The sequence below is a fragment of the Staphylococcus schweitzeri genome (assembly GCF_002902405.1).
Taxonomy (GTDB): domain Bacteria; phylum Bacillota; class Bacilli; order Staphylococcales; family Staphylococcaceae; genus Staphylococcus; species Staphylococcus schweitzeri.
In genome coordinates this window covers 89,338-106,269 of sequence record NZ_PPQS01000035.1, presented here as the reverse complement: position 1 = coordinate 106,269, position 16,932 = coordinate 89,338, and the positions used below count along the sequence as shown (strand labels likewise).

Annotated in this window: 9 protein-coding genes and 1 pseudogene; 6 read left to right on the top strand and 4 right to left on the bottom strand. The window is 32.9% G+C overall.

Annotated features, from left to right (window positions below; all coding sequences use genetic code 11):
• From CD116_RS07875 to CD116_RS07855, 5 genes and pseudogenes are all read left to right on the top strand, one after another.
• Positions 1-297, top strand: a pseudogene (locus CD116_RS07875) (accessory Sec system translocase SecA2); the annotation flags it as partial.
• A gap of 17 nt (positions 298-314) precedes the next feature.
• Positions 315-1,823 (top strand): accessory Sec system glycosyltransferase GtfA, encoded by a 1,509-nt coding sequence (gtfA, locus tag CD116_RS07870; protein WP_047548195.1) that lies wholly within the window; start codon positions 315-317, stop codon positions 1,821-1,823.
• Positions 1,816-3,174, top strand: a complete 1,359-nt coding sequence (gtfB, locus tag CD116_RS07865; RefSeq protein ID WP_047548193.1) for an accessory Sec system glycosylation chaperone GtfB — start codon at positions 1,816-1,818, stop codon at positions 3,172-3,174. The genes gtfA and gtfB overlap by 8 nt, the downstream gene beginning before the upstream one ends.
• 246 nt (positions 3,175-3,420) lie before the next feature.
• Positions 3,421-5,337 (top strand): hypothetical protein, encoded by a 1,917-nt coding sequence (locus CD116_RS07860; RefSeq protein WP_047548191.1) that lies wholly within the window; start codon positions 3,421-3,423, stop codon positions 5,335-5,337.
• A gap of 167 nt (positions 5,338-5,504) precedes the next feature.
• Positions 5,505-6,065 carry a cysteine hydrolase family protein gene (locus CD116_RS07855; RefSeq protein ID WP_047449984.1) on the top strand — a complete coding sequence of 187 codons (561 nt, stop codon included), beginning with the start codon at positions 5,505-5,507 and terminating at the stop codon, positions 6,063-6,065.
• 215 nt (positions 6,066-6,280) lie between these two features.
• Here CD116_RS07855 and CD116_RS07850 read toward each other — a convergent pair whose 3' ends face one another.
• On the bottom strand, positions 6,281-8,155 hold the full coding sequence (locus tag CD116_RS07850) for an amidase domain-containing protein (protein ID WP_047548189.1): 1,875 nt from the start codon (positions 8,153-8,155) through the stop codon (positions 6,281-6,283).
• 210 nt (positions 8,156-8,365) lie between these two features.
• On the opposite strand from CD116_RS07850, the gene CD116_RS07845 reads away from it, so the two are divergent.
• Entirely contained in the window at positions 8,366-11,323 is a 2,958-nt protein-coding gene (locus tag CD116_RS07845) for a YhgE/Pip domain-containing protein (protein ID WP_047548187.1), read from the top strand.
• 115 nt (positions 11,324-11,438) lie between these two features.
• Here the strand turns inward: CD116_RS07845 and manA are convergent, their stop codons facing one another.
• The 3 genes from manA to CD116_RS07830 form a co-directional block, all read right to left on the bottom strand.
• A complete protein-coding gene (manA, locus tag CD116_RS07840; RefSeq protein WP_047548185.1) occupies positions 11,439-12,377 on the bottom strand; it encodes a mannose-6-phosphate isomerase, class I in 939 nt (312 codons plus the stop codon).
• Positions 12,378-12,390: 13 nt separating this feature from the next.
• A complete protein-coding gene (locus CD116_RS07835) occupies positions 12,391-14,352 on the bottom strand; it encodes a PTS fructose transporter subunit IIABC (protein WP_047548183.1) in 1,962 nt (653 codons plus the stop codon).
• A gap of 194 nt (positions 14,353-14,546) precedes the next feature.
• On the bottom strand, positions 14,547-16,421 hold the full coding sequence (locus tag CD116_RS07830; RefSeq protein WP_047548181.1) for a BglG family transcription antiterminator: 1,875 nt from the start codon (positions 16,419-16,421) through the stop codon (positions 14,547-14,549).
• Positions 16,422-16,932 lie beyond the last annotated feature (511 nt).

Below are 16,932 nucleotides of genomic sequence, written 5' to 3'. Positions count from 1 at the left end.
GCTTTGAATCGTAACAATATGCAAAGTACATATTATTATAATATTTTCGTTCAAAAAGTCTTTTTGAAAGCAATTGATTCGTGTTGGTTGGAGCAAGTTGATTATTTACAACAATTAAAAGCGAGTGTTAATCAGCGACAAAATGGTCAACGCAATGCGATATTTGAGTATCATCGTGTTGCGCTAGATTCATTTGAAGTAATGACACGAAATATAAAAAAACGAATGATAAAAAATATTTGTCAAAGCATGATTACATTTGATAAAGAAGGTATGCCAGTTATACATTTTCCATAAACGAAAAGAGGATGCGCATGACGATATATAATATAAATTTTGGTATAGGATGGGCAAGTAGTGGTGTTGAATATGCACAAGCTTATCGTGCAAAATTATTGAGACATACAAATGAGGAAACGAAATTCATATTTTTAGATTTTATACAATCTGAAAATATACAGACATTAACTCATAACATCGGTTTTAAAGATCATGAAGTGATATGGTTGTACCAGTTTTTTAGCGATATTCCAATTGCGCCAACGACGTATACAATAGACGATATTGAACACAACCTTGGACATGAGGTTAGTCGCAGAGAACGCATGGGTAAAATAGTACGGTTGTATTTTAATGAAAATGCATCATTTGTTACGTGTTATTTGCAGAATGAACAAAAAGATATTGTTGATCGTGCTGAATTTGTTATTAACAGTATGCTTGTACGTAAAGATTTTTATAGTTATACGCGAGTTTTTTCTGAGTATTATGCTCCTGCTGAAAATAAAGCGAAACTATATATGCGACAATTCTATAATGAAGATGGTTCCATCGCTTATAACGAATATATTGATGGAGACAGCTCTATATATGTATTTGAAGATGCGGTGTTGTATAACAAAACGGAATTTATTGCATACTTTTTACAACGATTGAATTTAACACGAGAAGATATTGTCATATTAGACCGCGCTTCTGATATTGGGCAGGCTGTTTTGCAACATAAAGGAGAGAGTAAGGTTGGTGTTGTAATTCATGCGGATCATTATAGCAATAACATGGTAAGTGAGCAGCATATATTATGGAATAATTATTATGAGTATCAATTTTCAAAAGCCAAGTATATCGACTTTTTTATTACAGCTACAGATATTCAAAATCACTTATTGTGTCGTCAATTTAATCAATATGAAGGTTATCATCCTTGTGTGTATACCATTCCTATGGGAAGTATCGATAACTTATCCCATCCTATTGTTGCAAGAAAACCATATGCGATGATTAGTGCGTCTCGTTTAGCAAATGAGAAACATATTGATTGGCTTGTCAAAGCAGTTATCGTGGCTAAACGAGAAGTGCCGGGATTAACGTTTGATATTTATGGGGAAGGCAGTGAGAAAACACGTCTTCGTAAAATTATTGATACGCATCATGCAGAAAGTTACATTCGAATATTAGGTCATGTGAACTTAGAAAAAATTTATGCAAATTATGAACTGTTCCTTTCAGCTTCAACAAGTGAAGGATTTGGACTTACTTTAATGGAGGCTGTAGGATCTGGTCTAGGAATGATTGGATTGAATGTTAATTATGGTAATCCCACATTTATTAGAGATGGGGAAAATGGTTACTTAGTACCGTATAATTCCAATAATGACAGTGTGGATGATGTGGTAGCAAAACTGGCGGATGCTATTGTAAAGTATTTTAAAAATGGTCCTAATAAGCCGCATGAAATATCTTATGATGTGGCACAGCAATTTATGACTCAAGATATTATTTTAAAATGGGAAAGATTAATTCGAGAGGTGCTAAATGATTAAATTATTCGATCATTTTAATGACAATTCACGTAAACTTTATCAGTCTTTTATAGCAAGCACAATGGAAGATGATTTAACAATTGTATTGAATGATAATGGTTTTTTACCAGATGAGATTATTACACCATATCGATTCTTTGCGGGGACTCAAAATTTTGAAAATATGGCACCACGATTTTTTAATCAGATAAATGTGCCTACGTTTTGGGAAATCAAAGGAAATAATAATTCGGCTGTGATTACTGATATGGGGCGTGTTCGAGGTAAAATATTTTATCAAAGTGCTGAAAAACCTAGAATTGTTAATCGTGTAGAATGGTACGATGAACAACAGCGCGTACGATTTGTTGACCATTACTCTAAGTATGGCATTAAATTTGCCCAAACTGTTTACGATTTAAACCATAAAGCGATCTTGAAAAAATATATGACAGCTGATGGTAAAGAAGTGATTTATGAAAACTTTGTTACGTCTGATGTCATATTAGACTGGCAAGGAAAGTCTTACTTTTTTTCATCAAAGCTCTCATTTGTATTGTTTTTTATTAAACAGTTAAATGTTTCGAGTCATCATTTTGTCATTAATTCATTAGCATTGCCATTTTCAGTGATATATAATTTGCCGAATTATGGTCGTGATGTTTTAGTATGGCAAGAAGAGTGTCGAGGTAATATCCCAGGAAATATGCAATTGATGTGTAGAGGGGATATGAAGCGGGATTGTAACATTATTATCCCAGATAAAGATGAGTTTGAAACAATTATGAATGTAGCAGATAATACAGTTAAATCGCGTGTTTTTCAAGGTGGCTATTTATATAATTACCAAAGTCATACCCGTTATGCTAAAGAAATATTAATATTAACAAATTCAGATCAACTTCGTAATATTAAAACATTAGTGGAAAAATTGCCGGAGTTTAAGTTTCATATTGCTGCTATTACTGAGATGTCTCCAAAGTTAATGCATTATGATCAATATGCTAATGTTTATCTATATCCTTCAATTAATATGGCTATGGTTAATGAGCTCTATCAATTATGTGATATATATCTTGATATTAATGAAAGTAATGAAATATTGAATGCGGTTCAACGAGCATTTGACCATGAGTTGTTGATTATAGGCTACCAACAAACAGCACATAATACTAAGATAACACCATCAGAGCATTTATTTGAGCATAATAATGATGTAACAATGGATAGCGAAGACCGATTGATCCGAATGTTAGAAAGCTTGAAAAATCAACAACAGTTTCATGAATCATTATTATTACAGAAGTCTCAGGCACATGAAGTTACTTGTGAACAATTCAAACACGTTTTTACACAGGCACTCAATTTATAAAATGATTAAATAGCAAATCTTGAAAGAAAATTATTGAATATGAAATGCTAGACGTAATATTATGGTGGCTGTATTACAATGTGATATTACGTCATATTTGTTGTATTTAATTTTAAAACTATGAGCTCAGTATAAATACAATAATTCAGGTGTAAATAACTAGATGGATAAGTGTAAATTTCTTGTGAATAGGTATATAATGATATGTAATTCATTTAAGGGAATAAGTGAGAAAGGAGTATGTTGATGGTTAAATATCGAGGAAAGCCATTTCGATTTTATATCAAGTCGTCATGTTCGGCAATGATATTGAGTAGTATCATTTTAACTAATGCTTTACCATATGATGTGCAAGCTGCAACTGAAAATGATACTGAAATTTCAAAAGATACCTTAACTAAAAAGGATTTATTAGACAAAATTGAAAAAGCAAATCGTCAAATTGAGCAATTAAAACAGGTGTCAGCGGAATCAAAAAGACATTATAAAGCACAGCTCAATGAAGCGAAAACATCATCTCAAATTGATGAAATCTTAAAGCGCGTGAATGATTTGGATAGTAAACACAATCAAGATAGTCGGATTGAAATGGGGGGTCAAAGTGATTTAGATAGAAAATTAGACCAATTGCTAACAGATTTAAATGACTTTTCGCAAAAAGTTGATAGTGGTCAACAAAGTGGTGAGGACAATCTTAATGCAATGAAAAATGATATGTCACAAACGGCTACAACAAAACATGGAGAAAAAGATAATAAAAATGATGAAGCAATGGTAGATAAGGCGTTAGAAGACTTAGACCATTTGAATCAGCAAATACACAAATCGAACACTCAGACGACAGATACTGCGAAAGATACAGTAGTGCCTGAAACTGACAATCATCATTCATCAGACAAAACGCCAAAAATAGCAAACAGAGATCATTCAGCACAAGGTGTGTTAAACGAAGTGCTTTCAAATGAAGAGACAGACAATCGCGTTAATCGCCTTACAGATAAATTACAAGGAAGCGATAAAATTAATCATGCTATGATTGAAAAATTGGCTAAAAGTAATGCCTCAGCGCAACATTACACATACCATAAGTTGAACACGTTACAAACTTTAGATCGACGTATAGCAGATACGTCACTTTCTAAAAATCAAAAATCAGATTTATTGAACGAAGTAGATAAGACGAAAGAACGTATAAAAAGTCAACGGAATATTATTTTAGATGAACTTGCAAGTACAGATGATAAAAAGTATGCAACAAAGACAATTTTGGAAAGTATATTTAATAAAAAAGAAGCAGATAAAATATTAAAAGAAATGCGCGTCAATGGTCAAACAGATCAACAAATTGCTGATCAAATTACACGTCATATTGATCAACTATCTCTGACAACGAGTGATGATTTATTAACGTCGTTGGTTGATCAATCACAAGATAAGACATCGTTGATTTCTCAAATTTTACAAACGAAATTAGGCAAAGATGAAGCAGATAAATTAGCTAAAGATTGGACGAACAAAGGACTGTCAAATCGCCAAATTATTAATCAGTTGAAGAAGCATTTTGCGACGACTGGGGATACGTCTTCTGATGATATTTTAAAAGCAATTTTGAACAATGCTAAAGATAAAAAACGTGCAATCGAAACTATTTTAGCGACACGTATTGAAAGACAAAAGGCCAAATTACTAGCAGATTTAATCACTAAAATGGAAAAAGACCAAAATAAAATTTTTAATTTGGTTAAATCAGTATTGAACGGAAAAGCTGATGACTTATTAAATTTACAAAAGCGACTCGATCAAAAGAAAAAAGATTTAGATTATATCTTATCGCCAATATTAAATCGTCCAAGTTTACTGGACCGTTTAAACAAAAATGGAAAAACGACAGATTTGAATAAACTAGCAAATTTAATGAACAGAGGATCGAATTTATTAGATAAGATTCCAGATATACCTACACCAAAACCCGAAAAAACGTTAACATTAGGTAAAGGGAATGGCTTGTTAAGTGGATTATTAAATGCTGATGGTAATGTATCTTTACCTAAAGCAGGGGAAACAATAAAAGAACATTGGTTACCAATTTCTGTTTTCATTGGTACAATTGGTGCGCTAATGATTTGGCTATCAAGACGCAATAAATTGAAAAATAAAGCATAATCAAATTGGGGGAAGCAGAACGCACATAACTGTTTAAGTTATGGGTGTCTTGATTCCCTCTTAATTTATTATTAAAAATATGCAAGTTGCAAAGATTAGATTGTCTGTTATTTTAAAGTTATAATGAAATTATTGCCTTGGAATTACATAAGTAAAGGAGAATGAAGATGTCTCGAAAATCAGCGCTATTAGTTTTGGATATGCAAGAAGGTATCGCGAGCAGTGTGCCTAGAATCAAAAATATTGTTAAAGCAAACCAAAGAGCAATTGAAGCAGCAAGACAACATAGAATACCAGTCATTTTCATACGTTTAGTGTTAGATAAGCATTTTAATGATGTCTCATCGAGTAATAAAGTGTTTTCAACAATTAAAGCTCAAGGTTATGCAATTACTGAAACAGATGCATCTACACGAATACTTGAATCTTTGGACCCATTAGAAGATGAGCCAATTATTTCTAAGCGACGCTTTAGCGCATTTACAGGTAGTTACTTAGAAGTCTATTTACGTGCAAACGATATTAATCATCTAGTGCTAACAGGTGTATCTACAAGTGGTGCTGTATTAAGTACAGCTTTGGAAAGTGTAGATAAAGACTATTATATTACTGTTTTAGAAGATGCTGTTGGAGATAGATCGGACGATAAACATGATTTTATTATCGAACAAATTTTATCACGTTCATGTGAAATTGAATCAGTAGAGTCATGGAAAAGTAGTTTGTAAGACATATAACCATATTTAATATTCGACGATAATATTGGAGAATAAGGGCAGTTACTTTTGTTTATAAAATGTGTGAGATGACAAGTAGCATGGAAGCTATTAGAAATATTTGAACATAAAATAATAATTCTATATAAAATAACCCGAGGCATTCGAATTGAATACCTCGGGTTGAATAGTTTATGTTGTAAAAAATGTTCTGGGCGTAATGGTTATTATTTCCCTGTAATATATGACAATTCTTCAGCAGCTGATGCTCCGATTGTTCGGTAAGATATAATTCCTAAGCCTTTAACATTTGATTCGGAAATGACGATAGAACCATCGCTGTTCACTTTTTCAACAAATGCAACATGGCCGTATTGTTGATCTGCACCAAATTGTCCTGCTTCGAAGACTACAGCAGTATGGCGTTTTGGCATATGACTCACTTGATAATCACGATATTCAGCACGATTATTCCAATTATGAGCATCTCCTAAATCCCCTGAGATAGATGAACCGAATTGTTTCATACGGTTATATACATACCATGTACATTGACCATGTGGGTATGGCATGCTGTCAGACACTTCGCGGAATGGTTTGAATTCATCTGATGAACTATCATCATCATTAATAGAACGTTCATACTTATCTAAATCAGGCATGCGTTCGTCGTCAAACTGAGCCAATTGATAATGTTTAATGATGCTGTTTAATTTTTTGGCATAATTTGGATCTGTTGCATATGTTTTAGACAAGTGTGCTGTGGCATCTTTATATGAATCAGCTTCTGATTTCCAAGTTGGTTTATAGATATCTGGATTTCCATCAATACCTTTTTTAATAAGGTTAGAGTAATCTTTTAACGATTCTTTAGTACTTGGATATTTTCTAAATCCAGCGTTAATACTATATAATTTGTTTCCATCAGCTTCTAATGTATTAAATGAAACTGAGTTACCTTCAAAAGCACCTTTAATACCAAATAAGTTATGATTTGGTGATTTAGCTAAAGCACTGCGACCTGAATCTGATTCTAAGATTGCTTGAGCAATCATCACAGATGCGTAGATATCATTATCTTGACCTATACGATGTGCGTCTTTGGCAATCGATTTTACAAATTTACGTGTGTCTATAGAGTCTACAACATTAAATTGACCTGTGTCACTGTTATTAGATGCACTTGGGTCCGTTTCAAATAAAGACGTTGCACGTGTATCATTTTTGTTAACGTCATTGTTAAATGATTGTGCTGGTTTAGATTTATGTTTCAAATCATCTTTCGATGGTAACTGTGGATTAGACGTTTTAGGTTTTGCATCTTTATCTTTTTTTGATTGTGATGCATAATCTTTTTGAGTTTTTTTAGCATCTTCACTGTACTGATCTAAAATAGTGTCTAACGCTGAATCTGACATAGATTGATCATTTTTTGATGAAGATTTCTGATTTGCATTATTGTCGTTAGTCGGTTTGTCATTCGATTGATTTGACTTTTGTGAATCTGCTTGCTTATTTGATGTATTTTGTTTTACATCATTAGTTGTAGTTGCTTTTTGACTGTCAACTTTATCTTGTTTTGAAGATTTAGAGGCAGGTTCATTTTTAGCTGAGCTATCACTGTTTTTATTTGAATCATCGGATGTACTTTCATTATTACGTGGATGTTCATAGTCAGAAATATCCGATTTCAAATTGAATAAATTTTGGATTAAAGTCGTTAATGAAAAATTATCATCATATTTGTTTTTATTAAATAATTGATTTAAGTTCGATTGAGGCAAATTTTTATAAATAAAATCTATGATGTTATCTGAATTTGAATTACTATTGTCTAATTTGTTATCTATTGAATCACTATTGTCGTGTTTGCTTGTGTTATTATTGTCTGCTTGTTTTGCTTCGGCTTTATCAGCTTCAGTATTTTTACTTGTAGAATCCTTTGAAGTTTCAACATCATTAGATTTTTTCGAATCATGAGTTGTCGTTGTCTTAGCTGTAGTATCATTTTTGGGTGTGTCAGCATAAGCGGTAGGGGAAACTAAAGTAGGTAATACGAGCGTAGTTGATAGCAAATATATTATAATTTTATTTTTAGGCATATTACGCATTCTCCCTTGAAAAATATGATAATTTAGTGTGATAATAAGTTATGATTTGTTATAATTTATCGTATGCTGAAAGTAGTTGATAGGTATCAATCAACAATATATCTCTCAATAAACTGATTATACTAATTCACAGCGCAAAAATAAATTAATTTACAAAAAATATGTAAAAAATATGAATAATTCCTATTTAGGAGTGTGACAATGAAGAACGCATTTAAATTATTTAGAATGGATCTGAAAAAAGTAGCTAAAACGCCAGCAGTTTGGATTATCTTAGCAGGATTAGCTATTTTGCCATCATTTTACGCATGGTTTAACTTATGGGCAATGTGGGATCCATATGGTAATACTGGACACATAAAAGTCGCAGTTGTTAATGAAGATAAAGGCGACACAATTAGAGGGAAGAAAATCAATGTTGGTAATACAATGGTTAAGTCCCTTAAGAAAAATAAAAGTTTTGATTGGCAGTTTGTTAGTAGAGAAAAAGCTGATCATGAGATAAAAATGGGGAAATATTTTGCAGGTATTTATATCCCATCTAAATTCACACATGAAATTACGGGGACCTTACGAAAACAACCTCAAAAAGCAGATGTTGAATTTAAAGTGAATCAAAAGATTAATGCGGTTGCATCAAAATTAACAGATACTGGATCGTCAGTGGTTGTTGAAAAAGCAAATGAGCAATTTAATAAAACGGTAACACGTGCATTATTAGAAGAAGCGAATAAAGCCGGATTAACTATTGAAGAAAATGTTCCGACAATTAATAAAATAAAAAATGCTGTCTATTCTGCAGATAAAGCATTACCTAAAATTAATGATTTTGCGAATAAGATTGTTTATTTAAATAATCATCAAGCTGACTTAGATAAATATGCCAATGATTTTAGAGGTTTAGGAAAATATAAAGGTGACATATTAGACGCTCAGAAAAAATTAAACGAAGTCAATTCGGCTATTCCCCAGCTTAATGAAAAAGCTAAATTAATTTTAGCGTTAAATAGCTATATGCCGAAAATTGAAAAAGCATTAAATTTTGCTGCTAACGATGTACCAGCTCAGTTCCCTAAAATTAATCAAGGGTTAGATATTGCAAGTCAAGGTATTGATCAAGCCAATGGCCAGTTAAATGATGCGAAAGGCTTTGTCACACAAGTAAGGGGTAGAGTGGGTGATTATCAAGAAGCAATTCGACGAGCACAAGATTTAAATCGCAGAAATCAACAGCAGTTACCTCAAAACAATACAGCTAATAATGCGACATTAAATGGTGCGCCTGCAACTAGTAATGAAACAGCAACAACACCTAATGCCAATAATGCACATAGTAACAATGCTACACCAAATGGCAATAATGCGCCTGTTGCGACTGCGCCACAAAGTACAAGTGTGAAAAAGGATGGACAAAGTGTAGCAGATATAAAAACAACACAAGTGAGTACAGCTAGTGAGAACTCACCAAATATTACTGATAAAGACATTAAATCTATGGATGTGGCATTAACAGAGTCGTTATTATCGTTATCAAATAACTTAGATACACAAGCTAAAGCGGCTCAAAAAGATACGCAATCATTGCGGAATATTGCATATGGTATTTTAGCTTCTAACAATCCATCCGAGTTTAAAGAGACGCTTGATAATGTGAAGTCTCGTTTAGAGTACACTACGCAATATAATCAACAATTTATCGATATATTAAAAGAATTAGAGAAGAATGAAAATGTTGATCTTTCAAAAGAAATTGAAAAGATTAATAAAACAAATAATCAAGTTAATGCAGAGTTAAGATTGGTTAATCAGTTGAGTAATGCTCTAAAAAATGGTAGTTCAGGTAAAGCAGAAGCGACAAAAGTATTAGATAATTTATCAAAATTAGACTCATCGTTGTCGTCATTAAGAGACTATATTAAAAAGGATCTTAATAATTCTTTAGTTTCATTATCTAAACGTATCATGGACGAATTAAATAAAGGACAAACTGCTTTATCGAATGTACAAGCTAAATTAAATACAATTGACCAAGTCATTACAAGCGGACAGTCTATTTTAAAAAGCGGCAAAAAGCGTGTTGACCAGTTACAATCCGTATTACCGAGTATTGAACAACAATACACCAATGCGATTAAAGCGGCACAAGCGAATTTCCCAACTGTGAAAAATGATGTAGCAAAAGCTGCTAATTTTGTACGTAATGATTTACCACAGTTGGAACAACGATTAACAAACGCAACTGCAAGTGTAAATAAGAATTTGCCAACTTTATTGAATGGCTATGACCAAGCCGTGGGATTATTAAATAAAAATCAACCTCAAGCTAAAAAGGCGTTATCAGACTTAGCTGATTTTGCACAAAATAAATTGCCTGATGTTGAAAAAGATTTGAAAAAAGCGAATAAAATTTTCAAAAAGTTAGACAAAGAAGATGCGGTTGATAAGTTAATCGACACGCTTAAAAATGATTTGAAAAAGCAAGCGGGCATTATTGCAAATCCAATTAATAAGAAGACTGTTGATGTATTCCCTGTAAAGGATTATGGTTCAGGTATGACGCCATTTTACACTGCCTTGTCAGTATGGGTTGGTGCACTCTTAATGGTAAGTTTATTAACAGTTGATAATAAACATAAGAGTTTAGAGCCAGTCTTAACAACACGCCAAATATTTTTAGGTAAAGCAGGCTTCTTCATCATGCTTGGTATGATTCAAGCACTAATTGTTTCAGTCGGAGACTTGTTTATTCTAAAAGCGGGAGTTGAATCACCTGTATTATTTGTACTAATAACGATTTTCTGTTCAATTATTTTCAACTCAATCGTATATACATGCGTATCATTACTAGGTAACCCAGGTAAGGCTATTGCAATCGTATTGCTCGTTTTACAAATTGCAGGTGGCGGTGGAACATTCCCAATTCAAACAACACCACAATTTTTCCAAAATATTTCACCATATTTACCATTTACGTATGCAATTGATTCTTTACGTGAGACGGTAGGAGGCATTGTTCCGGAAATATTAATCACAAAATTAATTATTTTAACGCTATTTGGTATAGGTTTCTTCGTTGTAGGTTTAATTTTAAAACCTGTAACAGATCCAATGATGAAACGCGTATCAGAAAAAGTCGATCAAAGTAATGTAACAGAATAAAATATAAAATCCACACGTTAGGGGTATTTCACCTTAATGTGTGGATTAATTTTTATAAAAAAGAATAGACAATGTTTGACTATTTGTAAACATAGTAAATTTAATAATCATGACGTTAGCTTGGATGGCTAACAATGGCACTTATTTCACCGTTCAAGTGAATATCTGTATCTTCAGTTGTTAAAATAAAGCTGGCACCTTTTTGAATATCAAAATGAGATTCGTCTATAGTTAATGTACCAGTGCCTTCAATAATTGTTATTAAACAATAGGGATATGGTTTAGTGAAGTTTAATTGACCGTGAATATCCCATTTATAAACTGCAAAAAAGTTGTTATCTACAAAACGCGTTACGGTGTGTGTCTCGATTTTAGTCGTTATCGGTGTAGTATTTGGATTATGATTGTCTAATTGAATGACATCTTTACTTTGTTCCAAATGCAAATCACGCAACTGTCCGTTTTGATCACGTCGGTCATAGTCATAAATGCGATACGTTGTATCAGATGATTGTTGTGTTTCTAATATTAAAATACCTGAACCGATAGCATGGACGGTACCTGCAGGGACATAATAAAAGTCACCGGGTTTGACAGGAATTCGTTTAAAAAGACGATTGAATTCATTGTTATCGATCATTTCAATTAGCTCACCTTTAGTTTGTGCCTGAACACCGTATATAATTTCAGCGTCAGGAACGGCATCTAAAATATACCAGCATTCTGTTTTACCGAGTTCACCTTCATGTTTTAAAGCATAATCATCATCAGGATGAACTTGTACCGATAATTTATCATTAGCATCTAACACTTTTGTTAATAATGGAAAGTTGTCTCGTGAATCATTGTTAAACAATTCACGATGTTGCATCCAAAGTTGATCAAGTGTCATGCCTTGATAAGGACCATTCATTATTGTGTTAGGTCCATTTGGATGAGCAGAGATTGCCCAACATTCACCAGTAGTGCTATTAGGAATATCATAGTTAAAAGATTTTAACGCATGACCACCCCAAATTCTGTCTTTAAAAACGGGTTGTAAAAATAAAGCCATAGTTATAACTCCTCTATATTTTCATTAATAAATTATAAATTTCAGTAGTGCTGTTTGCTTCAATGAGTGATTGGCGTGTCGTATCATTCATCAGTGCTTTAGATAAACGTTGAAGAATTTTCAAATGTGTATCTTTACTATTATTTGGTACTGCTATTAAAAATATTAATTCTGGTAGACTGCCATCTAGACTTTCCCATTGAACACCATGACTATTTTTCATTACAGCTACTATAGGTTGTTTGACAACATCAGATTTGGCATGTGGGATTGCTACATTCATACCAATAGCCGTCGTGGATTCCATTTCACGTTCTAAAACTGCATTTTTTAAATGTGAAGTATGCTCAACATAACGACATACTTTAAGTTGATGAATTAACATATCGATTGCGTCGTCTCTAGACATTTCTTGGTCAGTCATAACAATAGTATACTGATCAAATAAATGTGATGTGGCATCATGATGTAAATGAGATGTCGTATTTTCAGAAGAATTTTGATGTTTCTTACTTGATAGTTCATCAGTATCATGTAGTTGTGTGTGCTGTAACGATTCATCAGCTGCTACAACAGGGGTATTACGTTTTAATAATAACACAGTAAACATTGTGACAAGACTACCTATAATAACTGCTAAGGCAAACCATAGTATATGGTCAATGCCACCTAATACAGCAACGATTGGACCACCATGTGCAACTCTATCTCCTACGCCGCCAAGTGCAGCAATGACTGATGCAATCATAGCACCTAACATATTGGCAGGTATGATACGTAAAGGATCTTGTGCCGCAAAAGGAATGGCACCTTCAGTAATACCAAAAAGCCCCATTGTGAAAGATGCTTTACCCATTTCTCTTTCAGAATGATTAAATTTATACTTTTGAATGAATGTTGCTAATCCAAGCCCGATAGGAGGTGTACAAACAGAAACCGCAACCATACCCATAACGGCATAATTACCTTCTGCAATGAGTGCTGAGCCAAATAAGAATGCTACCTTATTAACTGGTCCCCCCATATCAAAAGCAATCATAGCACCTATTATTAAGGCGAGTATAATAATATTAGCGCCCTGCATACCTTTTAACCAAGTTGTTAGTGCTTCGAAAATATTCGAAATTGGGGCGCCAATCAGAAAGATGAAAATTAATCCGACGATGACAGAAGAAATGATTGGAATTATGATAATGGGCATAATCGGTGCCATCGCTTTTGGGACCTTAATATTTTTGATCCATTTTGCAATATATCCTGCTAAGAAACCAGCTACAATACCACCTAAAAATCCAGCACCTGCCTCACTGCCATAAAAGCTACCATCTGCAGCAATAGCGCCCCCAATCATACCAGGTACGAGACCAGGTTTATCAGCGATACTTACAGCGATATATCCAGCTAGTATTGGTACCATAAATTTAAATGCTAAACTACCGATATTTTCAATAGATTTCCAAAATGAATCATCAGGAATGACTAATCCTTTTGAAGTTGTTTGACCGCCAAGTGTAAGTGCAATGGCTATTAAAAGACCGCCTACAACGATAAACGGAACCATAAATGACACGCCATTCATTAAATGCTGATAGAACATTTGCATACCACTTTTAGACTTACCACTGTAGGCTGGTTTATCATTATTATCATTAGTTTCTGATTGATAAATATGGGCATCTTGATTAATGATACTTTGAATCAATTTTTGAGGATTATGAATTCCTTCGCGAACATTTTCATTAATTAAGCGTTTACCAACAAACCTAGATAAGTCAACTTGTTTATCAGCCGCAATAATGACACCATCTGCTTCTTCAATGTCTTTAGTGGTCAAAGTATTTTCAGCACCAACACCACCTTGTGTTTCTACTTTAATATTCACGCCCAATTCTTTAGCAGCTTGCTCAAGTTTTTCTTGAGCCATATATGTATGTGCAATGCCATTTGGACATGAGGTAATAGCTACAATTTTCATAAAATCATCTCCTCGTATAATAAATTTTATCTTCTAAACTTTAAATATTTCATTTGGATATCACGGGGTGTTCCTAGATAATCATCCTATAGACTGAAGGACTCTAAAATAGGGATGGTTGTCATCTCCTTATTTTTAATTGTAAGCGCATTCTTCGTGTTTTAAAAAAGAATAATTGCCGTTACTAGTGGCAATTATTCTTGCATGTATTGTAATATTTGCTGCTTTAACTCGAAATCATCTAAACTACATAAATGGTTAACATTATCTTCATCAAAACTAGCAATTAATTGCATCATTTGTTTGGTAAAACCATTGTCTTTTGGTGAAATCGCTAAGAAAAAGACAAGCTTAACGTCGTGTTGTCGCCAAGGGAAGATATCTTTTGTGCGAAAAATAAGGACATGCGATTGTAATACTTTTTCAGGGTCTCCATGAGGTATTGCCATATAATTCCCAATGTATGTCGATGATGATTTTTCACGTTCTAAAGCGGTCTCTATATAACCATCTGTAATGGCATGGTGTGCTTGTAATATTTTGTGCGCTTCCTCGAAAATCTGTACTGTATGATGCAACGATTGAGCCATATTCACTACAAGGAAATTGACAGCAGCCATATAATCTTGAGACTGAATTGGGTTTTGCTTTTGTTTAACAAAATGCATGATTTTATGATGATCATCTTCAGAAAATAATGGAGAAACTTTAATGATTGTAATATGTTTAGGTAGTGTGTTTAAAGTATGGCTTGGAATAGCATGAGTTGTAATTAATAAGTCAACATTTTCGAAATGATTATTTGATATGTTTTCTAATTTAATCGTATTAATTACAGTTAATTCATCTGTTAAGTTATTAATTTTAGTTTCTAAAAAATTTGACACACCTAAACCATAGTAACAAACAATTACAGCATTCAATTTAGCTTTTGTGCGACGTTCGATTGCCGCTTGAAAATGAATTGTTAAAAAGGCAATTTCATCTTCACTCATATCAATATCGGTATTAATATTTAATTTATTTATTGCTTCAAAAAGCATATTAAATACATAAGGGTAAAGCTTTTTAATTTCAGTAACTAAAGGATTGTTTAAATAAATATTTTGTGTAATGCGTAAATATGCTTTGCTAAAGTGGTTGTATAAATTTTGTTGTAATATCGTATCCTCGCTAAAGGGTACATGAATCCTTTTTTGCATAAGCTCGATTAAACGATCGATATAACTTTGTATAAAAATACGTTCGATACCTAAATCAAGTTTATTAAAATGGTAACCAATGAAGAATGAAAACATATTTGTTATTTGCGAACTTAAGTTATAACCTAATCGATTATTGATTTGTTTAATACAAGATTGAGCGATTAATGTTGATTCATAATTTAAAGTGTCTATCTCATTTAATTGTTGTTTACGCTTAATAATTAAAATAAGGTGGATTAACAGTTGCCTTATCTGAATTTCTGAGGTTTCAATGCCGAATTGTTCAAGTGTTTCTTGTATGATATGTGCAATCATACGTTGATGAGCTTCAGGCAATTCACCTAAAATTAGATCTTCAACGTGCCCATGTCCAGTTGACAATTGATTTAAATGGATAATGGCATTTGTTATATCATTGTTACTCCCGTTGACAAGAACACCTTGTTTTTTCTTAATGGCTAAATCTATATTAAATTTTTGACACCATTGCTGTATTCTTACGAAATAGTCATTAAGTACAGTTTTAGACAGAAGGTAGTCTTGTTCAAGTTGCTGTATCGTATGTGTTTTATTGTGCATAAGTAATTGATACGCGATAGACAGCATAATTTTTTCTTTATAAGACTGAATGTGGTTATAGCGTTCCTTAATGACATCTAAAGTATAATGGGTTGTGTTTAATAAATAACCTTTAGACTTTACACTGATGATGATATTATCCATGAAATTACTGTTGATTACATGGATATCATTTCGAACTGTTCTATTTGAAACATTAATATACTCAGAAATTTCATCAGAGCTCAAAGTTTTCACCGGATTTTTAATGAAAAGTTGAATTATTTGCATATGTCTATCTAACATTTTTCTCGTAGCACCTCTTTTCTAGAAGGAATTATGTAAGCGCTTATAAATAGGCATTAATTTTATTAAACATGAGATAATACATGTCCGTCAATGACTTTAATTTGAACTTTTAAGTAAAGATTAAAGAAAAGAATGAAAGGTTGTGGATTTGGATTTTTCATTTCATGTGAGTAATAAGCCTCATATAAAATATTTTATTTAATTTGAACTCATAAATTTAAATCATGTCATTTTGTAAAAATTTAATCGGGAAGGTATAAGAATACGAAGGATAGAATGAAGTACAGTATTAAACAAAACGAGCGGTCGGGACAAAAGCGTTTAGGATTTGAGCAGAACCGAACGATGAGCAAAATTGTTTTCCAAATTTTGTCGAACCGTGAGAGTTTCTGCCGAAAATCCTGTTTTTGGGACGCCGTTAATCGGTTTCCCAGAGCACAAAAACTTTATGTCTCAACCTCTCTACAATGTTATATTGGCAGTAGTTGACTGAATGGAAATACGCTTG

Bases quoted from the DNA above. Each gene is read 5' to 3' on its own strand.
- gtfA (WP_047548195.1), top strand. From the start codon at position 315: ATGACGATATATAATATAAATTTTGGTATAGGATGGGCAAGTAGTGGT.
- CD116_RS07855 (WP_047449984.1), top strand. From the start codon at position 5,505: ATGTCTCGAAAATCAGCGCTATTAGTTTTGGATATGCAAGAAGGTATC.
- CD116_RS07850 (WP_047548189.1), bottom strand. From the start codon at position 8,155: ATGCCTAAAAATAAAATTATAATATATTTGCTATCAACTACGCTCGTA.
- manA (WP_047548185.1), bottom strand. From the start codon at position 12,377: ATGGCTTTATTTTTACAACCCGTTTTTAAAGACAGAATTTGGGGTGGT.
- gtfB (WP_047548193.1), top strand. From the start codon at position 1,816: ATGATTAAATTATTCGATCATTTTAATGACAATTCACGTAAACTTTAT.
- CD116_RS07835 (WP_047548183.1), bottom strand. From the start codon at position 14,352: ATGAAAATTGTAGCTATTACCTCATGTCCAAATGGCATTGCACATACA.
- CD116_RS07860 (WP_047548191.1), top strand. From the start codon at position 3,421: ATGGTTAAATATCGAGGAAAGCCATTTCGATTTTATATCAAGTCGTCA.
- CD116_RS07845 (WP_047548187.1), top strand. From the start codon at position 8,366: ATGAAGAACGCATTTAAATTATTTAGAATGGATCTGAAAAAAGTAGCT.
- CD116_RS07830 (WP_047548181.1), bottom strand. From the start codon at position 16,421: ATGTTAGATAGACATATGCAAATAATTCAACTTTTCATTAAAAATCCG.